22 protein-coding genes are annotated in these 21,222 nt (G+C 73.8%); 9 read left to right on the top strand and 13 right to left on the bottom strand.

The window, feature by feature from the left end; genetic code table 11:
• The first annotated feature begins 15 nt into the window (after window positions 1–15).
• Window positions 16–798: an AraC family transcriptional regulator gene (locus ACZ7LE_RS27850; protein WP_470406450.1), complete on the top strand. Its 783-nt coding sequence runs from the start codon at window positions 16–18 to the stop codon at window positions 796–798.
• On the opposite strand, the gene ACZ7LE_RS27845 is transcribed toward ACZ7LE_RS27850, so the two are convergent.
• Together ACZ7LE_RS27845 and ACZ7LE_RS27840 are read right to left on the bottom strand one after the other, a co-directional pair.
• Window positions 777–1,568 (bottom strand): ABC transporter permease, encoded by a 792-nt coding sequence (locus tag ACZ7LE_RS27845; protein ID WP_470406449.1) that lies wholly within the window; start codon window positions 1,566–1,568, stop codon window positions 777–779. The two genes, ACZ7LE_RS27850 and ACZ7LE_RS27845, sit on opposite strands and share 22 nt — an antisense overlap.
• Window positions 1,565–2,548, bottom strand: a complete 984-nt coding sequence (locus ACZ7LE_RS27840; protein ID WP_470406448.1) for an ATP-binding cassette domain-containing protein — start codon at window positions 2,546–2,548, stop codon at window positions 1,565–1,567. Before ACZ7LE_RS27840 ends, ACZ7LE_RS27845 begins: the two co-directional genes overlap by 4 nt.
• A gap of 90 nt (window positions 2,549–2,638) precedes the next feature.
• On the opposite strand from ACZ7LE_RS27840, the gene ACZ7LE_RS27835 reads away from it, so the two are divergent.
• From ACZ7LE_RS27835 to ACZ7LE_RS27825, 3 genes are all read left to right on the top strand, one after another.
• On the top strand, window positions 2,639–3,403 hold the full coding sequence (locus tag ACZ7LE_RS27835; RefSeq protein WP_470406447.1) for a TetR/AcrR family transcriptional regulator: 765 nt from the start codon (window positions 2,639–2,641) through the stop codon (window positions 3,401–3,403).
• Between the two features lie 275 nt (window positions 3,404–3,678).
• Window positions 3,679–4,986: a Glu/Leu/Phe/Val family dehydrogenase gene (locus ACZ7LE_RS27830; protein WP_470406446.1), complete on the top strand. Its 1,308-nt coding sequence runs from the start codon at window positions 3,679–3,681 to the stop codon at window positions 4,984–4,986.
• 84 nt (window positions 4,987–5,070) lie between these two features.
• Entirely contained in the window at window positions 5,071–6,084 is a 1,014-nt protein-coding gene (locus ACZ7LE_RS27825) for a class I SAM-dependent methyltransferase (RefSeq protein WP_470406445.1), read from the top strand.
• 172 nt (window positions 6,085–6,256) lie between these two features.
• Here the strand turns inward: ACZ7LE_RS27825 and hemQ are convergent, their stop codons facing one another.
• The 3 genes from hemQ to ACZ7LE_RS27810 all read right to left on the bottom strand — a co-directional run bounded on the left by hemQ (window position 6,257) and on the right by ACZ7LE_RS27810 (window position 9,219).
• Complete coding sequence (gene hemQ / locus ACZ7LE_RS27820; protein WP_397398415.1) at window positions 6,257–7,006, bottom strand: hydrogen peroxide-dependent heme synthase; 750 nt, start codon at window positions 7,004–7,006, stop codon at window positions 6,257–6,259.
• 43 nt (window positions 7,007–7,049) lie between these two features.
• Window positions 7,050–8,204, bottom strand: a complete 1,155-nt coding sequence (locus ACZ7LE_RS27815; RefSeq protein WP_470406444.1) for a ferrochelatase — start codon at window positions 8,202–8,204, stop codon at window positions 7,050–7,052.
• Between the two features lie 136 nt (window positions 8,205–8,340).
• On the bottom strand, window positions 8,341–9,219 hold the full coding sequence (locus ACZ7LE_RS27810; protein WP_470406443.1) for a LysR family transcriptional regulator: 879 nt from the start codon (window positions 9,217–9,219) through the stop codon (window positions 8,341–8,343).
• Between the two features lie 72 nt (window positions 9,220–9,291).
• Between ACZ7LE_RS27810 and ACZ7LE_RS27805 the strand changes: the two genes are divergently transcribed.
• Window positions 9,292–10,590: an MFS transporter gene (locus ACZ7LE_RS27805; RefSeq protein ID WP_470406442.1), complete on the top strand. Its 1,299-nt coding sequence runs from the start codon at window positions 9,292–9,294 to the stop codon at window positions 10,588–10,590.
• Window positions 10,591–10,798: 208 nt separating this feature from the next.
• Here ACZ7LE_RS27805 and ACZ7LE_RS27800 read toward each other — a convergent pair whose 3' ends face one another.
• Together ACZ7LE_RS27800 and ald are read right to left on the bottom strand one after the other, a co-directional pair.
• Window positions 10,799–11,947 carry a glycerate kinase gene (locus ACZ7LE_RS27800; protein ID WP_470406441.1) on the bottom strand — a complete coding sequence of 383 codons (1,149 nt, stop codon included), beginning with the start codon at window positions 11,945–11,947 and terminating at the stop codon, window positions 10,799–10,801.
• A gap of 26 nt (window positions 11,948–11,973) precedes the next feature.
• Window positions 11,974–13,092, bottom strand: a complete 1,119-nt coding sequence (ald, locus tag ACZ7LE_RS27795) for an alanine dehydrogenase (RefSeq protein ID WP_470406440.1) — start codon at window positions 13,090–13,092, stop codon at window positions 11,974–11,976.
• Window positions 13,093–13,178: 86 nt separating this feature from the next.
• Here ald and ACZ7LE_RS27790 point away from each other — a divergent pair, with 86 nt between their 5' ends.
• A complete protein-coding gene (locus ACZ7LE_RS27790) occupies window positions 13,179–14,078 on the top strand; it encodes a LysR substrate-binding domain-containing protein (RefSeq protein WP_470406439.1) in 900 nt (299 codons plus the stop codon).
• Window positions 14,079–14,133: 55 nt separating this feature from the next.
• Here the strand turns inward: ACZ7LE_RS27790 and ACZ7LE_RS27785 are convergent, their stop codons facing one another.
• Both ACZ7LE_RS27785 and ACZ7LE_RS27780 read right to left on the bottom strand, forming a co-directional pair.
• Complete coding sequence (locus tag ACZ7LE_RS27785) at window positions 14,134–14,601, bottom strand: MarR family winged helix-turn-helix transcriptional regulator (protein ID WP_377234691.1); 468 nt, start codon at window positions 14,599–14,601, stop codon at window positions 14,134–14,136.
• A gap of 137 nt (window positions 14,602–14,738) precedes the next feature.
• A complete protein-coding gene (locus ACZ7LE_RS27780) occupies window positions 14,739–15,500 on the bottom strand; it encodes an isoprenyl transferase (protein WP_275006590.1) in 762 nt (253 codons plus the stop codon).
• Window positions 15,501–15,796: 296 nt separating this feature from the next.
• Between ACZ7LE_RS27780 and trhA the strand changes: the two genes are divergently transcribed.
• Window positions 15,797–16,555 (top strand): PAQR family membrane homeostasis protein TrhA, encoded by a 759-nt coding sequence (gene trhA, locus ACZ7LE_RS27775; RefSeq protein WP_470406438.1) that lies wholly within the window; start codon window positions 15,797–15,799, stop codon window positions 16,553–16,555.
• Here trhA and ACZ7LE_RS27770 read toward each other — a convergent pair.
• The 4 genes from ACZ7LE_RS27770 to mca all read right to left on the bottom strand — a co-directional run bounded on the left by ACZ7LE_RS27770 (window position 16,531) and on the right by mca (window position 19,852).
• Window positions 16,531–17,661, bottom strand: a complete 1,131-nt coding sequence (locus ACZ7LE_RS27770; RefSeq protein ID WP_470406437.1) for a nucleoside hydrolase — start codon at window positions 17,659–17,661, stop codon at window positions 16,531–16,533. The two genes, trhA and ACZ7LE_RS27770, sit on opposite strands and share 25 nt — an antisense overlap.
• A gap of 85 nt (window positions 17,662–17,746) precedes the next feature.
• Window positions 17,747–18,577, bottom strand: coding sequence for a carbon-nitrogen hydrolase family protein (locus ACZ7LE_RS27765; RefSeq protein WP_470406436.1), 831 nt, complete (start codon window positions 18,575–18,577; stop codon window positions 17,747–17,749).
• The gene (locus tag ACZ7LE_RS27760; RefSeq protein ID WP_470406435.1) at window positions 18,570–18,968 is read right to left on the bottom strand and encodes a hypothetical protein; all 399 of its coding nucleotides are present in this window, start codon (window positions 18,966–18,968) and stop codon (window positions 18,570–18,572) included. Before ACZ7LE_RS27760 ends, ACZ7LE_RS27765 begins: the two co-directional genes overlap by 8 nt.
• The gene (gene mca / locus ACZ7LE_RS27755) at window positions 18,965–19,852 is read right to left on the bottom strand and encodes a mycothiol conjugate amidase Mca (protein ID WP_470406461.1); all 888 of its coding nucleotides are present in this window, start codon (window positions 19,850–19,852) and stop codon (window positions 18,965–18,967) included. The genes ACZ7LE_RS27760 and mca overlap by 4 nt, the downstream gene beginning before the upstream one ends.
• A 171-nt stretch (window positions 19,853–20,023) precedes the next feature.
• Between mca and ACZ7LE_RS27750 the strand changes: the two genes are divergently transcribed.
• Both ACZ7LE_RS27750 and greA read left to right on the top strand, forming a co-directional pair.
• Window positions 20,024–20,533 carry a DUF4307 domain-containing protein gene (locus ACZ7LE_RS27750; protein WP_470406434.1) on the top strand — a complete coding sequence of 170 codons (510 nt, stop codon included), beginning with the start codon at window positions 20,024–20,026 and terminating at the stop codon, window positions 20,531–20,533.
• Window positions 20,534–20,738: 205 nt separating this feature from the next.
• Window positions 20,739–21,221 carry a transcription elongation factor GreA gene (greA, locus tag ACZ7LE_RS27745; protein ID WP_108495916.1) on the top strand — a complete coding sequence of 161 codons (483 nt, stop codon included), beginning with the start codon at window positions 20,739–20,741 and terminating at the stop codon, window positions 21,219–21,221.
• Window position 21,222 lies beyond the last annotated feature (1 nt).

Here is a 21,222-nt window from a genome sequence, read left to right as displayed (position 1 = left end):
TACGATCGGGACCCGATGAGCAACCCGCCGAACGGCGCCGCTCGGCCCGAGGCGCGGGCCCTGCTGGCCGCACTGCACCCCGCCATGGTCGCCCTGATGGACGAGCTGTCCGGCGTCATGTTCTGCGCCAAGGACGCCGACGGCCGGTACGTGCTGGTCAACCAGGTCTTCGTGGGGCGCACGCGCGAGCGGTCGCGGCGCGACGTGATCGGCAAGCGCGCCGTCGACCTGTTCGTCCCCGAGCTGGCCGAGCGCTACGAGAGCCAGGACGAGCTGGTCCGCACCACCGACAAGCCGCTCCGGGGCGAGCTGGAGCTGATCCGGCACGTCGGCGGGGCGCCCGGCTGGTTCCTCACGTCCAAGCTGCCGCTGCACGACGAGTCCGGCGTCTACGTGGGCCTCGTGTCCGTGTCGCAGGACCTGCGCTCGGGCGACGCCGACGACGCGACGATCCAGGCCATGGCCCGCCTGCGCGGGCAGGTCGAGGACCTGCTGGAGCACGGCGAGGTGCCGTCCGTGGCGGACCTCGCCGTGCTCGCCGGGTGCGCCCCCGCGTCCCTGGACCGGCGGGTGCGCCGGGTCTTCGGCCTCTCGCCGCGCCAGCTCGTGCTCCGGCTGCGTGTGGACCGCGCGGCCCACCTGCTCACGTCGACCACGGTGCCCCTGGCCGACGTCGCGACCGCGGCGGGCTTCTACGACCAGCCCTCGTTCACGCGCACGTTCGCGCGGCTGACAGGCGAGACGCCGTCGTCGTTCCGGCGAAGGAGCTCAAACCTTCAGCGGGACAAGCGCCGGTAGGCGCGCGCCGTCAGCGGCAGGAAGACCAGGGTGAGCACAGCCGGCCAGAGCACCGCGAGGAGCAGGGCGTGGTCGGCCAGGACTCCCCCGGTGATGCCGCTCGGGTTGCCGAACAGCTCACGGCAGGCGGCCGCCGTCGCGGAGATCGGGTTCCACTGCGCCAGGACCGCCAGCCACCCGGGCATCGACTCGGGCGCGACCAGCACGTTGGACAGGAACCCGAGGGGCCACACCAGCACCTGCACCGCCGTCACGCCTCCCTCGCCGCGGAACGTGAGCCCGAGGAACACGCCGAGCACCAGCATCGCGAACCGCAGCCAGAGCAGCAGCACGACGCCGAGCACGGTGGCGGCCACGCTGCCGGACGCGCTCCAGCCGATGAGCAGCCCGCCCACCATGAGCACCGCGAGCTCGGCCGCGGAGTTCACCAGGTCGGCGCCGGCCCGGCCGAGCGGGACGGCGGCGCCGCTGATCGGCAGCGAGCGGAACCGGTCGGTCACGCCCTTCTTGGAGTCGTTGGCGATGGCGCTCATCGTGGCCTCGATGCCGAACATCATGGAGAGCGCGAAGATCCCCGGCATCAGGTACGCGAGGTAGTCCCCACCGCCGGGCAGGGCGATCGCGCCGCCCAGCAGGTAGCCGAAGACGAGCACGAGCATCACCGAGAACGCGATCCCGAAGACGGGCGTCCACGGCTCGCGCTGCCAGTGCTTGAGGTCGCGCAGGGTGATCACCCAGCTCTGGCGCAGGGTGGCGGCGACGGCGGTCATCGCAGGGCTCCTTCGGTCGGGGCGGGGTCGGTCGGGGCGGGGTCGGTGGGCGCGGCGCCGTGGGCCGTGAGGTGCAGGAACACCTCGTCGAGGGTCGGGCGGCGCAGCAGGATGTCGTCGACCTCCAGGCCGGCGGCGTCCAGCGCACGGACGACGGCGGTCAGCGCCGCCGCTCCGCCGTCCGGCCCGGCCTCGACGGTGACCTGCCGGAGCGCGGCGTCGGCGGTGCCGCCGAGCGCCGCGGCCAGCCGGTCCAGGTCGGCGTGCGCGGGGGCCGTCACGAGCACCCGGTCGCCGCCGAGGCGCCGCTTGAGCTGCTGCGGCGAGCCCTCGGCGACCACCTTGCCGGCGTCCATCACGGTGATCCGGTCGGCGAGCTGGTCCGCCTCGTCGAGGTACTGGGTGGTGAGCAGCACGGTGGTGCCGGCGTCCACGACCTGCCGCACGGTCTGCCAGACCTCGTTGCGGGCCCGGGGGTCCAGCCCGGTGGTCGGCTCGTCGAGGAACAGCAGCGCCGGACGGCGGATGAGCCCGGCCGCGATGTCGAGCCGCCGGCGCATCCCGCCGGAGTAGGTGGACACCTTGCGGTCGGCGGCGTCCAGCAGGCCGAAGGTGCCGAGCAGCTCGTCGGCCCGCTCGCGCGCGAAGGACGTGGACAGGCCGTACAGGCGGCCGAACATCACGAGGTTCTCGCGGCCGAACAGGATCTCGTCGAGCGCCGCGTGCTGGCCCACCAGCCCGACGGACGCGCGGACCGCGGCGGGTTCCTTGCGCACGTCCCGGCCGGCGACGCGCACCTCCCCCTCGTCGCAGCGGGTAAGGGTGGCGAACGTGTTGACGGCGGTGCTCTTGCCGGCGCCGTTGGGGCCGAGCAGGGCGTGGACGGCGCCGGCCTCGATCTCGAGGTCGAACCCGTCCAGGGCGTGGGTGTCGCCGTACCGCTTGCGCAGTCCGCGGGCGACCAGGGGTGGGAGGGACATGGCGTCTCCTTTTCCGTACAGCGTACGACTAACGGCTCGCCCAGCGTAGCATCCATTCCGTACGCCGTACGAAAAAGTTACGGTGGGTCCATGTCGGACCACCCGGACCCCGTCCTCCGCCTCCTGTGGCGCTACGACGACGGCGCGTCGTCCGCGCCCCGGCGCGGGCGCAAGCAGCGCCTGAGCGTGGACGACGTCGTCGACGCCGCGATCCGGATCGCCGACCGCGACGGCCTGCCCGGCCTGTCGATGCGCCTGCTCGCCACCGAGCTCGGGCTCGGCGCGATGAGCCTGTACACCTACGTGCCCGGCCGGGAGGAGCTCGTGGCGCTGATGGTGGACCGGGCGCTGGGCCGCCGGAAGCTGCCCGCGATGCCGGAGGACCTGCGCGACCGGATGTCGCTGATCGCCCGCTTCCACTACGAGGACTGCCGGCAGCACCCCTGGCTGCTGGAGGTCTCCGGGCTGCGCGCCTGGGTGGGGCCGGGCGCGTCCGACCGCTACGAGTGGCAGCTCTCCGCGATCGAGGGGGCAGGCCTCGACGACATCGAGATGGACCAGACCGTCGCCCTGCTCATCGGCTTCGCGAGCAGCGTGGCGCAGGCGCAGGAGCGCATCCGCGCCGAGGAGCGCACGTCGGGCATGACCCAGGCCGACTGGTGGGCCGCGAACGCCGACGAGCTCGGCGTGGTCATGGCGGGCCGCGAGTACCCGCTCGCCGGGCGCGTCGGCGCCGCCGCGGGCGAGGCGTACCAGGCCGCGACGGACCCCGCGCGGGAGATGGAGTTCGGCCTGGCCCGCATCCTCGACGGCCTCGTCGCCCACATCGAGCACAGGCGCGCCGCCGCGGGCTGAACGACGGGGCAGCGCACGGACGTCCGACCGGCGTACCCTGTGACGCGCCCAAGGCCGCCCTCGCGGGCGCCCTTCTTCCCTGCGCTTGGCGGGTCACGGAACGCTGATTCCCAAGCAATGGCACCGACACCGGAAAATCATCGGCCAACACCCCGCAGCCGAGCACATTCGCCCATCGAAGCGATACGGTGAGACCGAGGCGCAAACCCCGCGCCGCGCAACCCGCGCCCCCGCCCCCACGAAGCGGGAGGCGCCGTTCTCCACGGAGGACCCACGTGACGACGACAACGACGTCCACCACCACCCCACCGCCCACCTTCGCCCCGTCCGACGCGCCCGCGGAGGGCTCCGCGCTCGCGACCGCGCACGCGCAGCTCGCCACCGCGGCCGAGATCCTCGGCTACGACGAGGGCCTGCACCGCATGCTGGCCACGCCGCGCCGCGAGATCCACGTCGCGGTGCCGCTGCGGCGGGACACGGGCGAGACCGTGCTGTTCCACGGCTTCCGCGTGCAGCACAACGTGAGCCTCGGCCCGGGCAAGGGCGGCCTGCGCTACCACCCCTCCGTCGACGTCGACGAGGTGCGGGCGCTGGCCATGTGGATGACCTGGAAGTGTGCGGTGGTCAACCTGCCGTACGGCGGCGCCAAGGGCGGCGTCGCCATCGACCCCCGCGGCTACTCGCAGGCCGAGCTGGAGCGGGTGACCCGGCGGTACACGTCGGAGATCATGCCCATGATCGGCCCCGACACCGACATCATGGCGCCCGACATGGGCACCGACGCCCAGACGATGGCCTGGGTGATGGACACCTACTCGGTCAACCGCGGGTACACGATCCCCGCGGTCGTCACGGGCAAGCCGCTGGCGGTCGGCGGCTCGCTGGGCCGCGGCACCGCGACGTCGGCCGGCATCGTGCACGTCACGGGTGCCGCGCTCGCCGAGGCGGGCGTCGACCTGAGCGACGTGTCGGTCGCCGTCCAGGGCTTCGGCAAGGTGGGCTCGCACGCCGCGGAGATCTTTGCGGCACGCGGCTCGCGCGTCGTCGCCGTGAGCGATCAGTACGGCGGCATCCGGAACGACGCCGGCCTCGACGTGCCCCTGCTCATGGAGCACGTGCGGCGCACCGGCTCGGTCGTCGGGTTCGACGCCGCCGACCCGGTCACCAACACCGACCTGCTCGCGCTCCCCGTCGACGTGCTGGTCCCGGCCGCGATCGAGGGCGTGCTCGACGAGACCACCGCGAGCTCCGTCAAGGCGCGCTGGGTGGTCGAGGGCGCCAACGGCCCGACGACGGCGGCCGGCGACGCGATCCTCGCGAAGAACGGCGTCACCGTGGTCCCCGACGTCCTCGCGAACGCGGGCGGTGTGGTCGTCTCGTACTTCGAGTGGGTCCAGGCCAACCAGACCTACTGGTGGACCGAGCAGGAGATCGCCGACAAGCTCGAGTACCGCATGACCACGGCGTACGCCGAGGTGTCGGCGCTGGCCCGGCGCGAGGCGCTGTCCCTGCGCGACGCCGCCCTGGTGATCGGCGTCAAGCGCGTCGCGGAGGCGCACCAGATCCGGGGCCTCTACCCCTGATCCGCCCTCCGGCCCGCGCACGTGTCAGACCCCCAGGTCACCCCGGTGACCTGGGGGTCTGACACGTTCGCCTACGCTGACGCCGTGGATGAACTTGTCGCGCGCCTGCGCGCCGCCGGCTGCGTGTTCGCCGAGGACGAGGCCCGGATCCTGCTCGATGCCGCGACGACGGACGGCGCCGCCGATCCCGTCCGGCTGGAGTCCCTCGTGGCGGCACGGGTCGACGGGCTCCCGCTCGAGCACCTGGTGGGCTGGGCCGAGCTCGACGGGCGCCGCTGGCGCGTGGCACCCGGGGTCTTCGTCCCCCGGCGGCGGTCCGAGCTGCTGGTCCGGGAGGCGGGGGCGCGCGCCCTGTCCGACGTCGCCGCCGTCGCCGACACCGTCGACCACGGCGGCGCCGGCGCACCCGGTGCGGCCGTGCCCGGTGCGGCTGTGCCCGGCGCGGCCGACCGTCCCGTCCTGGTCGTCGACCTGTGCTGCGGCTGCGGCGCGCTCGGCGGGGCCGTCACGGCACGGCTGCTGGCGGCGGGGCACGACGTCGAGCTGCACGCCGCCGACGTCGACCCCGTGGCCGTGGCCTGCGCGCACGAGAACCTGGAGGCGCTGGCCGCCGAGGCCTTCGCCGCCCGCGCGGCGGGGACGGACCTGCGCGGGCACGCCGCCGGGCAGGACGGCTCGTCGCCCGCCGATCGGCCGGACACCGGCGGCGCCCGGCCGCCCGGCCGGCTCGATGCGCGGACGTACACGGGCGACCTCGCCGGTCCCCTGCCCGCCGAGGTGTGGGGCCGCGTCGACGTCCTCGTCGCGAACGCGCCCTACGTGCCCACGGAGGCGATCGGCATGATGCCGCCGGAGGCCCGCGAGCACGAGCCGCAGGCCGCGCTCGACGGCGGGGACGACGGCCTGGTGATCCTGCACCGTGTGATCGACCTCGCCCCGGCGCTGCTGCGCCCGGGCGGCCACCTGCTCGTCGAGACGGGCGAGGCCCAGGTGAGCGCCGCCGTCGGGCAGCTGGAGGCGGCCGGCCTGGTCCCCACGGTCCTGTCGGACGACGACCTGGGCGCCACGGCCTTGGCCGGAACCCGCCCGCTCGCCTGAGGCCCTGGCCGGGATGCGCTTCGAGGCCCGGGTTTCTTCGCTTTCGGGCTGTCGAAAGCGAAGAAACCCGGGCCTCAAAGGTGAGGTGGTGAGCCACCTGGAGCGGCGGGCCGACCGGAGCCGGGCCGCCGCTCCGGCCGGGTCAGCTCCGGCCGGGTCAGCTCCGGCCGGGTCAGCTCAGGGGCTGGCGGTCCGCCCAGTCCGCCAGCAGGGTGCGCGGGCCCGTGAAGAACGGGACCTCCTCGCGCACGTGCCGGCGGGCCTCGGTCGCACGCAGGTCGCGCATGAGGTCGACGATGCGGTGCAGCTCGTCGGCCTCGAACGCGAGGATCCACTCGTAGTCGCCCAGGGCGAACGCGGAGACGGTGTTGGCCCGGACGTCCTTGTAGGGAGCCGCCGCCATGCCGTGGTCGCGCAACATGGTGCGGCGCTCCTCGTCGGGCAGCAGGTACCAGTCGTAGGACCGGACGAACGGGTACACGGACAGGTAGTCGCGCGGTGCCTCGCCGGCGAGGAACGCGGGAACGTGCCCGCGGTTGAACTCGGCCGGGCGGTGCAGGGCGGCGACCGACCACACCGGCTCCAGGGAGCGGCCCAGCTCGGAGGCGCGCAGGCGCTGGTAGGCGCCCTGCACGGCCTCGATCGTCGGGCCGTGGGTCCAGAGCATGAGGTCGGCGTCGGAGCGCAGGCCGCCCACGTCGTACCAGCCGCGGACCACGAGGTCGCCGGAGGTGGCGGCCGGGTCGACGGCGCCGCCGACGGCGGCCTCGGCGTCGGCCACGACGGCCTTGCGCTCGTTCTCGTCCGCCGGGAGCGTCTCCGTCAGCGAGAAGACCGAGAACATCGTGTAGCGGATGCCCTCGTTGATCGCGGTCGTGTCGATCTCGTGCCCGGTGTCCCCGTGCACGTGCGTGTCGTTCATGTCTGCCTCTCTGTCATGGGCGGTCACGGGCGCCGCGTGGACCTCAGGAGTACAGGTCCGTGCTGCACAGGACCGGGACGCCGCTCGCCTCGCCGTCCCGGCGCAGGCAGCAGCCCGGCGCGCAGACCGAGCGGAGGGCCGGGAGCGAACCCTCGGTCGCCTCGGTGACCTGCTCGTCGCGAGCCAGCGCGGCCCGCTCCAGCAGCAGGTCCACCAGGCCGCTCACGAACGGTTCCCGCACGCCGACCGTACCGGCTCGCACAGCGGTGATGCCGAGATCCTTCGCCGTGGCGAGCGCCTCGGTGTCGAGGTCGTAGGCGACCTCCATGTGGTCGGAGATGAATCCGATCGGGGACAGGACCACGTCGCGGACGCCGTCGGCGGCGAGCGACTCCAGGTGGTCGTTGACGTCCGGCTCCAGCCACGGCTGGCTGGGCGGGCCGGAGCGCGAGCAGTAGGCCAGGTCCCACGGGACCTCGTGCCCGAGCCGCTCGCCGACCCGCGCCGCGACGACCGCGGCCAGGTCCAGGTGCTGCTCGGAGTACGTGGCGTGCGAGATCCGCGACGCCGCCTCCATGGTGTCCGGGATCGAGTGCGTGACGAAGACGAGCTTCGCCGCCGCCGGCGTCCCGCCGTCGGCCGCGAGGGTGGCGTACGCCTCGACGACGGCGTCGACGTTCGCCTGCACGAAGCCCGGGTGGTTGAAGTAGGGGCGGATCTTGTCGAACTGGACGCCGGTCGACCCGTCGGCGCCGAGCTGCCCGCGCTTGTCCAGCGTGACGGCGAGGTCCTCGCGGTACTGGCGGCAGCCGGAGTAGGACGCATAGGCGCTGGTCACGAGCGCGACGGTGCGCTTGGCGCCCAGGCTCTCCAGCTCGTCGACGGCGTCGTTGGTGTACGGCGCCCAGTTGCGGTTGCCCCACACGACCGGAAGGTCGAGGCCGCGGGCGGCGAGCTCGGCCTCGAGCGCCGCCTTCAGCGCGAGGTTCTGCTCGTTGATGGGGCTCTTGCCGCCGAACCCGTAGTAGTGCTCGCCCACCTCCTCGAGCCGCTCGTCCGGGATGCCCTTGCCCGCCGTGACGTTGCGCAGGAAGGGCACCACGTCCTCGGGCTGGTTCGGGCCACCGAAGGAGTAGAGCAGGAGGGCGTCATACGGCGCGGCGTCGTGCGCCGCAGGCTGGGGGGAAATCGCGGGCATGCGCACATCCTTCCACCGTCGGGCACACGGGACCGACCGAAGAGGCGCGAACGGGACGTGACATCGAACCGACGCCCTGTCAGAACCACCCCGCTGTCAGACGCACGGGTCACCCGGGTGACCTGTACGTCTGACACTAGGCGCGGGCGTGCGCGTTCCCCTCCCGCAGCCGTTCGCGCAGCCCCGGCAGGGCGCCCAGAAGAGCCGGTGGCACAGGGCTCCGCGTCACCATGGAGAGCGTGACGCGCCCGCGGAAGGGCGCCGGCACCGTGCGGTCGCCCGGGGCGGCGTACCAGCGGGCCACCATGTCGGGCACGACGGCGGCGCACCGCCGCTCCCGCGCCGTCCGGACCGCGGCCTCCGCCGTCGCCCCGGGCCGCGCGTGCGCGCCCAGCTCCGTGAGCCGCCGGTGCAGGACGTCGCCCGTCAGGTCGAGCGGGCAGTACACGACGGTCTGCCCCTCGTACGGACGCCGGCCCGGTCCCGGCGCGGGAGCGCCGGCGGGCAGCAGCGTGACCAGGTCGTGCCGCCCCACCTCCGTGACCACCAGCCCGCGCGCGATCGGGACCTGCTTGGCGATGCCGGTGAACGCGGCGTCGAGGGTGCCCCGCTCGACCCACTCCAGCAGCCGCGGGCCGTGGTCCACCTCCGGCTGCACCACGACGTCGTCGAGCAGCACGTCGAGCGCGGCGAACAGCGTGCCCGCGATGCTCGGGAACGCGCCCACCGAGACGGTGCGCGACTGCGCCGCCGCCAGCGCGCGCTCGACGATCGTGCCCAGGTGGTCCAGGACGTGCGCGGCCTGCTCGCAGAACTCCCGGCCCGCCGCCGTCGGGCGGGCGCCGGTGGTGTCGCGGTCGAACAGGCTCGTCCCCACGCGCCGCTCCAGCGCGGCCAGCCGCTGGCTCGCCGACGGCTGGCTCACCAGCAGCTCGCGGGCCGCGGCGCCGAGCGACCCGTGCCGAGCGACGGCGTCGACCAGCCGCAGGTCCTCGACCGTGGGATATGAGGTCATAGGGCCAGCCTATGGCCCGCCATGTCCGGCAGCCGTCTACCGGCCGACTCGTCACGGCCGCAGGATGGCAGCGTGCGCAACCCACACCTCGTCACGCTGACCGCCACCACGTTCGTCACCTGGACCGGCCAGCGCATCACCGCCGTCGCGCTGCCACTGGTCGCGCTCGACCAGACCGGCGACGCCTGGACCACCGGCCTGGTCGGCGGGTTCGCCGGCCTGCCGCTGCTCACCTCCGGGTGGTGGGGCCGGCCCCTGCGCGCGCACCTGGTCTCGGGACGCGCGCTGGCCCTGCTGCTCGCGGTCCAGGTGCTCGGGCTCGCCCTGGTGCCGGTCGCCGCCGCGACCGTGGGCGTCGGCGCGGTGGTGCTGTGCGCGACCGGCCTGGTCACGGGCGCGACGTCGGCCCTGCTCTCGCCCGCGCAGCGGGCGCTGACCGCGGACCTGGCCGAGCTGCCCGGCAACAAGCCCGGCGCGGGCGCCAAGGCACTGGCCTGGCAGGACCTGGCACACCGCGTCTCCATGATCTTCGCGCCCGCGCTCGGGGCCTGGCTGCTGGTCGCCTGGGGCGCCGAGCCGCTGCTGTGGTGGGAGGCGGCCGCCGTGGCGCTGGCCGCCGTCGCGATGCTCACCGTGCCGGCGGCCTCGCGGGTCGAGCTTGTCGAGACCGAACCGGGTCTCGACAAGCTCGACCAGCGGGAACGGGGCGACCAGCGGGTACGGGTCGACCAGCGGGAGGAGCCCGTCCCTCCCCTGCGTACCGTGCTGCGCGGCAACCCGGAGCTGACCGTCGGCCTGGCCCTGGCGGGCGTCGGGGGCGTCACCTGGTTCGCGTTCGCGCTGGGCCTGGCCCTGCTCGGCGTGGAGCTCGACCGGCCGGGCGAGCTCATCGCCGCCGGGATGGCGGGGTACGGCGCCGCGACCGTCGGCGTCTCGTTCGTCGTGCCGCTCGTGGTTCACCGGGTGCCGCGCATCCCGGCGATCGTGACGTCGTGGGTGGTGTTCGGCCTGGCGTACCTGGCGCTGCCCGCTGCCGCGCCCGACCTGCTCGCCGTGGGTGTGGTGTCGGCGGTGGGCGGCCTGGCCATGCCGTTCGGCATCGCCGCGCTCAACGCCCTCATCGTGGACAGCACCACGGGCGCCGCGCGCCGCACGGCGTTCACCGCGGAGACCGTGCTGCACGCCGGCGGCGCCTCGGCCGGGCTGCTCGCGGGCGGCGCGCTGATCGGCGCGTTCGGGGCCGGGCCGGTGCTCGTGGTGACCGGCGCGTTCCAGGTGCTCGCCTCGGTCGCGGCGGTGCTCTGGCTGCGCGCCCGGCGGTCGCCGGCCCGCGTGCCCTCGCCGGCGCAGGCGAGCGACCTGCTGACCTGAGGCGGCAGTGTGCACGCCGTCGGCAGTGTGTGTCGAGGTCGGCAGCCTGTTGGGAGGTCGGCAGTCTGCATCGAGGTCGGCACAGGCCTGTGCCGACCTCGATGCAGACTGCCGACTTTGCGCGGCAAACTGCCGACCCCACGCCGTGAGCAGCGGGCAGCGCGGCAGACTGCCGACCCCTGCGGCCGACCGCGGAGACCCACCGCCCCTAGCGGCTCGCGCGCACCAGGCTCGTGACGGCCGCGGCGAGGTCGCGCAGGCGGGGCGCGGTGCGGGCGATCAGGTCGTCCAGCCCCACCGGGCCGGGCGCGATCGAGAACGCGGCGGCGATCCCGGCGGCCCGCGCCTGCGCCTCCGGGAGCAGCACCTGCCCGGCCAGCACCACGACCGGCGGGCTGGTGGGCGACGCCGCGGCGAGGCGTGCCACGCCGTCGGCCACCTTGCCGTTCACCGACTGCGAGTCGAAGGACCCCTCCCCCGTGATCACCAGGGCGGCGTCCGCGAGCGCGGCGGGCAGGCCGACCGCCTCGGCGACCAGCTCCGCGCCGGGGGTGGTCTCGGCGCCGAGCACCGCGATCAGCCCGGCGGGCACGCCGCCGGCGGCGCCGGTGCCGGGCAGGTCGGCGACGGCGGCCCTCGTCTCGCGCTCCAGCACGTCGGCCCAGTGCGCGAGGGCGGCGTCGAGGAACTCCGTCTCGCCGTCCCGGGCGCCCTTCTGCGGGCCGAACACGCGGGCGGCGCCGTGCTCGCCGACCAGCGGGTTGGTGACGTCGACGGCGAGCCGCCAGCGCACGTCGCGCGCCCGCGGGTGCAGCCCGGACAGGTCGAGGGAGGCGACGGAGGCCAGCCCTTCGCCGCCGTCGGGCACCTGGTCGCCCTCGGCGTCGAGGAGCCGGACGCCGAGGCCGGTCAGGATGCCCGCGCCGCCGTCCGTGGAGGCGGAGCCGCCCAGACAGACCAGCACCTCGGCGACGCCCGCGTCGAGCGCCGCGCACGCCAGGTCGCCGGTTCCGCGCGTGCTCGCGTGCAGCGGCTGGAGCGGCACGTCGGAGACGCCGGGCAGGCCGCTGGCCTCGGCGAGCTCGACCACGGCGGTGCGCCCGTCGGGCGAGACCGCCCATCTGGCCGACGTCGGCCGCCCGATCGCGTCGACCGTCTCCGTCACGTGAGCGGCACCGCCCCAGACGGCGAGGAGCGCGTCGAGGGTGCCCTCACCGCCGTCGGCCATGGGCAGGCGTGTGACGACGACGCCGGGCGCGGCGTCCAGGACACCGTCGGCGATCGCGGACGCGACCTCGGACGCAGACAGGCTGCCCTTGAACGAGTCCGGGCAGACGACGATGTGCAGCGGCTCCACGCGCCGATCGTAGGCCGTCGCGGCCGTCACGCCGCCAGGATCTCGGCCACCGGGACCGCCTCGGCGCCGAACGCCTCGGCCACCCCGGCGTTGGTGATGTGCCCGGCGTGGGTGCTCAGCCCGCGGGCCAGGGCCTCGTCGGCCCGCAGCGCGTCGCGCCAGCCCCGGTCCGCGAGGGCCACCACGTACGGCAGCGTCGCGTTGGTCAGCGCGCGGGTCGACGTCGCGGGCACCGCACCGGGCATGTTCGCGACGCAGTAGTAGAGGGTGTCGTGCACGGCGAAGGTCGGGGCGTCGTGCGTGGTGGGGTGCGAGTGCTCGAAGCAGCCGCCCTGGTCGATCGCGATGTCCACGAGCACGGCGCCCGGCTTCATCACCTTGACCATGGCGTCGGTGACGATCTTGGGCGCGGCGGCGCCGGGGATCAGGACCGACCCGATCACCAGGTCCGCGCCGGCGACCTGGTCGGCCACCTCGTACGTCGTCGACACCCGGGTGCCGACGGCCCCGCCGAACCGCGCCTCGATGCGGCGCAGCGCGGGCAGCGACACGTCCAGCACGGTGACGTCGGCACCCATGCCGAGCGCGTTCGCGGCCGCGTGCTCCCCGGCGACGCCGCCGCCGATCACCACGACCTTGGCCCGGGGCGTGCCGGGCACGCCGCCCATGAGCACCCCCGTGCCACCGTGCGGCCGCATCAGGTGGTAGGCGCCCACCTGCGCGGACAGGCGTCCGGCGACCTCGCTCATGGGGCTCAGCAGCGGGAGCGAGCGGTCGGCCAGCTGCACGGTCTCGTAGGCGATGGCCGTGGTGCCCGCGGCGAGGAGCGCGTCGGTGCAGGACGCGGACGCCGCGAGGTGGAGGTAGGTGAACAGGGTCTGGTCCGGGCGCATGAGCGCGTACTCGGGCTCGATCGGCTCCTTGACCTTGACGAGCAGGTCGGCCTCGGCCCAGACCTCCTCGGCCGCGGGGACGGTGCGCGCGCCGGCGAGCCGGTAGGCGTCGTCGTCGAAGCCCGAGCCCTGCCCGGCGCCGGCCTGCACCAGCACGTCGTGCCCACGGCGGACCAGCTCGTGAGCACCGGCGGGCGTGAGCGCGACCCGGCTCTCGTTGTTCTTGATCTCCGTGGGAACGCCGATGTTCATAGGGTGACGGTAAGCACCTCGCGGTGTGCGGGTCCAGACCACGTTCCCGAATAGAATGTTCGGCGAACCTGCACAAGGATGTGCCCATGCTCAACCCCTGGCGCCTGCGCCTCCTGCACCAGCTGCACCTGCTCGGGACGGTGCGCGCCGTCGCCGACGCGACGCACCTGAGCCCCTCCAGCGTCTCCCAGCAGCTCTCCACGCTGGAGACGGAGGCCAGGACCCAGCTCTTCGAGCGAGTCGGACGGCGCATCCGGCTCACGCCCGCGGGCGTCACGCTCGCGGGCCACGCCGCGCAGATCCTCGACCGCATCGCGGCCGCCGAGGCCGACATCGCGGACCTGCACTCGGAGCCCACCGGGGTGGTGCGGCTGTCGGCGTTCACCAGCGCGTTCCACGGCATCGTCGTGCCCGCCGTCGCGGCCCTCGCCGAGGAGTACCCGCGCATCTCGGTCCAGCTCACCGAGGCGGAACCCCAGGTCAGCCGGGGTGCGTTGCAGCGCGGCGAGGTGGACGTCGCCATCTGCGCGGACTTCCCGGACGCGCCCGTGCCGCCCGACGCCGACCTCGCGCGCCTGCCGCTGACGGGCGACCGCGTGGTGCTCGTGACGGCACGCGACACCGTGACCGGCGAGCGTTCGGGGCGCGTGGACCTGACCACCCTGGCGGGCGAGCCGTGGGCGTTCGAACACCCCGGGGCGCACCTGGCCGACCTCGCCGAACGCCTGTGCCGGCGCGCCGGCTTCACGCCGCGGGCCGTGGCCAGGTTCGAGAGCCACGGCACCCTGCTGAGCCACGTCGAGGCGGGCCTGTCGATCACCCTGCTGCCGCTGCTCGCGGTGCACGACCGCTACGCCGTGCGCACGCTCGACCTCGTCGACCCGCCTCGGCGCGACATCCACCTGGTGGCGCGCCGCACGACGCTGGACCGCGCCGCGGTGCGCATCGTCGTGGAGGCGCTCCGCGGCCAGGCGCGAAGCGCCTGATCATGGGCCTGATCAGCGGCCCCGACCAGCGGGCGGGCCCACCGGCCCGGCCCCGTCAGAAGTCGTCGATGTCCGCCTGCGCCCCGCGCAGCGCGTCGGCGAGCTGGCGCAGGTGGTCCAGGTCCTCCGCGTCGAGCGCGGGCCCCACGTAGTGGGCGATGGACCGCACGTGCCGGCGCCCGAGCTCCTTCTGGGTCTCCGAACCCTCCGGTGTGAGGCTCACCAGCACGCCCCGGCCGTCGTCGGGCGAGGGGTGCCGGCGCACCAGACCCCGCTTCTCAAGCCGCTCCACCATGCGCGACAGCGAGGACTGCGCCATCAGGATGTTCTCGTTGAGCTCCCGCAGCCGGAGCGTCTCGCCGGGCGCGAGCGCGAGCGTGAACAGCACGTCGTACTCACGCATGCTCAGGTCGCCCCAGATGTCGTCCGCCAGGAGCCGGCGCATCACCGTCACCTGAGCGCGAAACAACGACTCCCACGCCTCGGCGGCCTCCCGCGCCGAGGGCACCCGTCGCTCGGTCATCAGTGCGCCCACCTTGTCATCTTCGGCACGCTACCTGACTGAACTTTCAGTCACCTACCTGGGCACGTGGTGGCGAATTTCACCATGCGAATTTCCAGCGGGCGCAGGGTTCCGGGCCGCGTCCGGGACGGCTCCGGTCACCGCCCGAGGCGGCGTTCCCGGAGGGAGAAGTCGCGCAGCGCGCGCAAGAAGTCGACACGGCGGAACGCGGGCCAGTACGCCTCGCAGAAGTAGAACTCGGTGTGCTGGCTCTGCCACATGAGGAACCCGCCGATGCGCTGCTCCCCGGAGGTGCGGATGACCAGCTCCGGGTCGGGCTGCCCCTTGGTGTACAGGTGCTCGGCGATGTGCTCCACGTCGATCGACTCGGCGAGGTCCGCCAGCGTGGCCCCGTCCTTCGCGCGCTCGGTGAGGTAGGAGCGGACGGCGTCGGCGATCTCGGTGCGGCCGCCGTACCCGATGGCGACGTTGACCTGGAGGCCCTTGACCCCGGCGGTGCGGTCGGCGGCGGCGCGCAGGGCGGCGGCCAGCCGCGCGGGGAGCAGGTCGAGGCGGCCGATGACGCGCAGACGCCAGCGGCCGGACTCCGCGAGGTCGGAGACGGCGTCCTCGATGATGTCCAGCAGGTTGCTCAGCTCGTCCGCCGACCGGCTCAGGTTGTCGGTGGAGAGCATCCACAGCGTGACGACCTCGATGCCCAGCGACTCGGCCCAGCCGAGGAACTCGGTGATCTTGTCGGCGCCGCGGCGGTGGCCCGTGGCCGCCGTCTCGCCGAACGAGCGCGCCCAGCGGCGGTTGCCGTCGAGCATCACACCGATGTGCCGGGGCAGCGTGGCGCCGTGCAGGGCGGACGCCAGGCGTCGCTCGTAGAGGCGGTACAGCGGGCTGGGCAGGCGCACGGATACCTCAGGGGATCGGGCCGTCGGACCCGCGGTGCGCGGTCCGGACGGCAGCTCTGACGCTGGGCTTCGTACCCGGCAGGACGTGGACAAAGGTACCCCTCGAACACGCATGTTCCTGCCGCCCCGGGTCCTTCGAGGGCACTGGGCGGGCGACTCCCGCCAACCCGGCGCAGGATCTTCACAAGGCCCCTGTCCGGCCTGCGGCCACCTAACCTACGCTAGAGTAAGTTACGCGACCGTAGGTAGTGTCCCGGCACCAGGAGGGCACCGGTCGCCGACGGTGAGGAGACCACGTGGTTGCCCAAGCAGACGGGCCCGACCGCCCGGCCGGCCGCCTGGACGAGGTCACGAGCAAGGTGTCGGAGACGCTGCAGGACATCTCCACCTCGGTGTCCTCGACCGTCGAGAAGGTCGAGAAGAAGGTCAAGCCCCGCCTGCGCGGCTGGATCCACGCCGGCACCTTCCCGCTGGCCCTCGCGGCCAGCGTCGTGCTGATCGCGCTCGCGCCGACCCCGGCGGGCAAGATCTCCGCGTCGGTCTTCGGCCTGAGCGCCTGCCTGCTGTTCGGCGTCTCCGCCGTCTACCACCGTGGCAACTGGTCCCCCCGGACCGAGGCAGTGCTGCGCCGGCTCGACCACACCAACATCTTTCTGATCATCGCCGGGACCTACACCCCGCTCGCGGTGCTGCTCCTGCCCCCGGGCCAGGGCACCGTGCTGCTGGCGCTGGTGTGGAGCGGCGCGCTGCTCGGGCTGCTCGCCCGGATCTTCTGGCTGAACGCGCCCCGCTGGGTCTACGTGCCGGTCTACCTCGCCCTCGGCTGGGTGGCCGTCGCCTACATGGGCCAGTTCTGGGCCACCGGCGGACCGGCCGTCGTCTGGCTCATCGTCGCGGGCGGTGTCTTCTACACGGCCGGCGCCGTCGTGTACGGCACCAAGAAGCCCGACCCGAGCCCCGCCTGGTTCGGCTTCCACGAGATCTTCCACGTGTGCACCGTGCTCGGGTTCGCCTGCCACGTGGTCGCGATCTACCTGGCCAACCTCGCCATCTGATCGTCGGCCGCGGTGCCGTTCAGGCCCTCGCGGAACAGCTCCTCGAAGAGGGCGCCGTCGGCCGTCGTGCCCACGTGCTGGGGTGTCCCGCCCGGAACGCTCACCGTGCGGCCCGACGACGGCCCTTCCAGCACGACGTCGACCGGGCGCACCCGGTAGCTCACGCCCTCGCCGGTGACGAGCGAGACGGCGGCCAGGGCGTCCCACCAGAACATGACGCCCTGCCCGATCAGCTCGGGCATGCCCGGCTGCGTCACGATGGCGTGCACCGTCCGGGCCTCGTAGGTCACCGCCCCGGCCCCCAGGCGGTCCACGAAGGCAGGCGTGATCGGCACGTGGTTCGTGGCGTCCAGCCCGACGACGCTCACGCGGGCGCGCGGCACGGTGGCGAACACGTGGTCGGCCGCGGGCGGGTCGATCCACATGTTGACCTCCTGGGTGTTGTCGAACCCGGCGGTGGTCGAGCCGAACAGGTTGCCGCCGACGTCGAAGGCGCCGCCCATGACGACGACGCGGCCCAGGCGGTCGCGCAGCGTGCGCGGGCCCAGCCGGTCCAGCGCCGCCGATACGTTGCTGAGCGGCCCCGTGGCCAGCACCGTCACCGGCGTCCGCGACGCGCGCACCGTGGCCGCGATGAGATCGGCCGCCGACGTCGGACCCGGCACGTCCGGGACGTCCGCGTCGCCGAGGGCGCCCGACAGGACCTGCTCGAACAGCACGCGCGCCTCCGGCGGCGGCTCGTTGACCCACTCCGGCGACCCGTCCGCGACCGGCACGTCGGGCAGGCCGCAGTCGGCCAGGATGGTGCGCGCGTGCGTCAGCGAGCGCCCCGGCGTGCCCACGCCGTTGTTCACGACCGTGACGGCGCGCAGGTCGATCAGCCCGCGCTTGTCGGCCTGGCACAGGTACAGCAGGGTCGCGGCGTCGTCGAAGTCCAGGTCGGAGTCGTAGACGACGGGTACGGGCCGGGCGGGCCCGCCGGCGTCGGTCCCGCCGGGCCGCTCGACGGCGGTGGCCGGCGTCACCGCGCCACCGGCCACGCCCAGGGCGAGCGCCGCCGATGCGAGTGCACGAACGCTCGACGAGAATCTCCGGGCGACCACCATGACGCTCTCCCTCCGACGACGGATGGAGCCATGGTGCTCGCGCGGCCGGCGCCTGCCCACGACATTCGGCGCTGTCCGAAAGCGCTCAGGCGCCGGTGGGGACGACCGTGTACCGGCGGTTCGCCAGCGACGGGTTGGTCCTGCGCACGGCGGCGAGCGGCGCGGGATCCAGGTCGACGGTGCGGTAGGCCTGCTCCTCGCCCATCTCCAGCCCGACGACGCCGTCCGGGCCCGCGAGCAGCGTGCGGCCGGTGACACCCTTGCCCGTCATGCCGACGCCGATGACCACCGCGGTGTTCTCGATGGCCCGCGCGGTCAGCAGCGTGCGCCAGTGGTCCGCCTTGAGCGGGCCGGCGACCCAGGCCGCCGGGTACACCAGGACGTCCGCCCCGGCGTCGACCACGCGGCGCGCCGACTCGGGGAACCGCAGGTCGTAGCAGGTCAGCACGCCGAACGTGAGCCCGCCCAGGCGCAGCGTGACCGGCTCGGCGTCCGCGGGGCCCGGTTCGAGCAGCTCCGACTCCTGGTACCCGAACGCGTCGTACAGGTGCACCTTGCGGTAGACCCCGGCGAGCTCGCCCGCGCCGTCGACCACGACCAGGGCGTTCGCCGCGCGGACGCCGTCCGAGCCCGGCAGGGTGACGCCGGCGATCACGGCGACCCCGTGCTTGCGCGCCCGGTCTCGCAGGAGCGTGACGAACGGGCCGTCGAGCGGCTCGGCGTGCTCCGGCCCGACCCCGCGGGGGTCGTAGGCCGACGCGTACTCCGGGAGCACCAGCAGGTCGGACCCGACCCGGTCGGCGACCTGGAACGCGTCGGCCACCGTCTGGCGGTTGGCCGCGTGATCGTCCGAGACCGCCACCTGGGCGACGGTCACGCGGACGGCGCCGGGCGCTGCGGTGGCCTGGTCAGGCACCCGGACCGCCGCGCTCGCCGGTGGCCGGCCCGTCGGCAGGGCTCTCGGCAGACCCGGCGGTGTTGTTCGCGGCGTCGGGCGACGCGCCCGGCTGGGTGCCGGGCTCGCTGCCGGAGAAGTCCGGCTCGCCGTCCGTGCGCCGGAAGCCGATGCCCTCGGGCTGCTCGATCGGCAGCCCCTGCTGGCGGGCGTTGTGCCCGGCCCGGCGCAGGTGCTTGCTCATGTTCAGGAACAGCAGCACGCACGCGAGGGCCAGCGCGAACGTCACGAGGAAGCCGACCAGGCCCGGGGAGACCTGCCACGACTCCAGCCCCGGGCGGAGCTGCCCCTCGGTGGGGTTGGGCGACGGTTCGGTCGCGAGCGCGAGCGCGCCGGCGAACAGGGGGCTCATGCGTGGACCTCCGACCGGACGCCCTCGAACAGGTCTGCCTCGTACTCGCCGGGGGCGCGCTCCGGCAACGGCACGCGCGACTCGGCCAGCTCGTACTCGTCCCAGGGCCAGACGTCGACCTCGAGGTCGCGCGGCACCGCGAAGAAGAACCCGGTGGGGTCGATCTGCGAGGCGTGCGCCGTCAGCGCGGCGTCGCGGTTCGGGAAGAAGTCGGCCACCGGCACCAGCGTGGTCACGGTGCGCTCGGGGATCTCGCGCGCGTCGCGCGACTCGACCCACTCGCCGAACGGCGACTCCAGCCCGGCGCCCTCGATGGCCTCGTGCACCGCGCGGATGCGCTTCATCGAGAACCCGTGGTTGTAGTACAGCTTGAGCGGCTCCCACGGCTCGCCCGTGCCGGGGTAGCGGTCCGGGTCGCCGGCTGCGGCGAACGCCTCGAACGACACCTCGTGGCACTTGATGTGGTCGGGGTGGGGGTAACCGCCGGACGGGTCGTACGTGGTGATGACGTGGGGCCGGAACTCGCGCACCGCCCGCACCAGCGGCTCCGCCGCCTCCTGGAGCGGGACCAGCCCGAAGCAGCCCTCGGGCAGCGGGGGCAGCGGGTCGCCCTCCGGCAGGCCGGAGTCCACGAAGCCCAGCCACTGCTGACGGACGCCCAGCGCCTCGGCGGCCCGGGCCATCTCCAGGCGACGCACGGCCCGGCGGCCCTCGATCGACTCGAACTCGTGCCCCTCAGGGACCTCGAACGACGGGTTCAGGACATCGCCCCGTTCGCCCCCGGTGCACGTCACGACGAGGACCTCCACCCCCTCTGCGGCATAGCGGGCCGTCGTCGCGGCCCCCTTGCTCGACTCGTCGTCAGGGTGCGCGTGCACCGCCATCAGACGGAGCGGCTCGCGCTCGGGTACGGACACTGGGTCCTCCTGTGGGGCAGGGACTGGGTCTGGGTCTGAGAGTCCGAAGGTCTGAGAGACAATCACTCTCATGGACCATGATGGTCCACGGACAATCTTGCTACGAACCACCGACACCCCCGATCCGAGCGAGCTGTGATGAGCGACCACGACCCAGCCGTCCCCACCGGTGACGCGAACGAGCCGGCGCCGGACCTCGCCGCGCGCTACGGCCGCGGGCGGACCGGCACCCGGCAGCCCGCCGCGCGGGCCGGGCACGACGACCCGTGGGACGAGGCCGACGGCGTCCGCCCGCGGCCCAGGCTGTCGGTCGGTGCGCGCATCGCCGTGGCCCTGGCGCTGGCCGCGGGCGTCGCGATCGCCGCGTGGTTCACGATCGTCGACACCCGGCGCGACCCCGTCAGCTTCGTCGACGTCGGGTTCTCCGTGGCGAGCGCCGAGGAGGTCGAGGTGACGTTCGACGTCAGCATGCCGCCCGGGACCGAGGCCGTGTGCACCGTGACCGCCCTCGCGCGGAACTTCGCCGAGGTCGGCGCGGTCGACGTCGAGGTGGGTCCGGAGGAGGCGCGCACCACCCGCCACGTGGTGACGATCGCCACGACGGAGCTCGCCACGACGGGCCTCGTCGACCACTGTGACCTGCGCTGAGAGTTCGCCCTCGGAAATAGATACACCGTCCGCTCACAGCGGAACCGGGGAATGTCTTGGCACGTCTTTCCCGGCAATTGGTATTCTCGTCGTTTCACACGCTGTGTTGACCGGCTGACGCGCGTGCCCGTTCCGCTCCGTCGGCCGGGATCTGCGCGCTGCCAAAACTGTGGCTCGAACGAGCAACGACGAAAGGAGAGCCCCCGTGGCCGACGCTTCTGTCACCTGGCTCACCCAGGAGGCGCACGACAAGCTCAAGGCTGAGCTGGAGCATCTCTCCGGCCCGTACCGGTCGGAGATCACCGAGCGCATCGCCGCTGCCCGTGACGAGGGCGACCTCAAGGAGAACGGCGGATATCACGCCGCACGCGAGGAGCAGGCGAAAAACGAGGCACGCATCCTCGAGCTCACCGAAAAGCTTCGTAACGTCCACGTCGGCACGCCGGCGGACGACGGCAAGGTCGAGCCGGGCATGGTCGTGACCGCTATCGTCGCCGGCGACGAGATGAACTTCCTCTTCGGGTCGCGCGAGATGGCCGGGTCCACGGACCTCGACGTCTACTCGCCGACGTCGCCCCTGGGCGCCGCCATCGACGGCAAGTCGATCGGCGCGAAGACGAGCTACCACGCACCCAACGGGAACGACATCCCGGTGGAGATCACGGGGGCCAAGCCCTTCCAGGGCTGAC

The sequence above is a fragment of the Promicromonospora sp. NPDC110617 genome, from assembly GCF_055598465.1.
Note: the sequence above shows the minus strand (reverse complement) of the source record. Positions and strands in the feature narration are given on the sequence as shown.

Bases quoted from the DNA above. Each gene is read 5' to 3' on its own strand.
- ACZ7LE_RS27770 (WP_470406437.1), bottom strand. From the start codon at position 17,661: ATGGTGGTCGCCCGGAGATTCTCGTCGAGCGTTCGTGCACTCGCATCG.
- ACZ7LE_RS27810 (WP_470406443.1), bottom strand. From the start codon at position 9,219: ATGACCTCATATCCCACGGTCGAGGACCTGCGGCTGGTCGACGCCGTC.
- ACZ7LE_RS27850 (WP_470406450.1), top strand. From the start codon at position 16: ATGAGCAACCCGCCGAACGGCGCCGCTCGGCCCGAGGCGCGGGCCCTG.
- ACZ7LE_RS27750 (WP_470406434.1), top strand. From the start codon at position 20,024: ATGAGCGACCACGACCCAGCCGTCCCCACCGGTGACGCGAACGAGCCG.
- ACZ7LE_RS27845 (WP_470406449.1), bottom strand. From the start codon at position 1,568: ATGACCGCCGTCGCCGCCACCCTGCGCCAGAGCTGGGTGATCACCCTG.
- ACZ7LE_RS27785 (WP_377234691.1), bottom strand. From the start codon at position 14,601: ATGACCGAGCGACGGGTGCCCTCGGCGCGGGAGGCCGCCGAGGCGTGG.
- ACZ7LE_RS27760 (WP_470406435.1), bottom strand. From the start codon at position 18,968: ATGAGCCCCCTGTTCGCCGGCGCGCTCGCGCTCGCGACCGAACCGTCG.
- ald (WP_470406440.1), bottom strand. From the start codon at position 13,092: ATGAACATCGGCGTTCCCACGGAGATCAAGAACAACGAGAGCCGGGTC.
- ACZ7LE_RS27840 (WP_470406448.1), bottom strand. From the start codon at position 2,548: ATGTCCCTCCCACCCCTGGTCGCCCGCGGACTGCGCAAGCGGTACGGC.
- mca (WP_470406461.1), bottom strand. From the start codon at position 19,852: ATGGCGGTGCACGCGCACCCTGACGACGAGTCGAGCAAGGGGGCCGCG.
- hemQ (WP_397398415.1), bottom strand. From the start codon at position 7,006: ATGAACGACACGCACGTGCACGGGGACACCGGGCACGAGATCGACACG.
- ACZ7LE_RS27815 (WP_470406444.1), bottom strand. From the start codon at position 8,204: ATGCCCGCGATTTCCCCCCAGCCTGCGGCGCACGACGCCGCGCCGTAT.
- ACZ7LE_RS27835 (WP_470406447.1), top strand. From the start codon at position 2,639: ATGTCGGACCACCCGGACCCCGTCCTCCGCCTCCTGTGGCGCTACGAC.
- ACZ7LE_RS27790 (WP_470406439.1), top strand. From the start codon at position 13,179: ATGCTCAACCCCTGGCGCCTGCGCCTCCTGCACCAGCTGCACCTGCTC.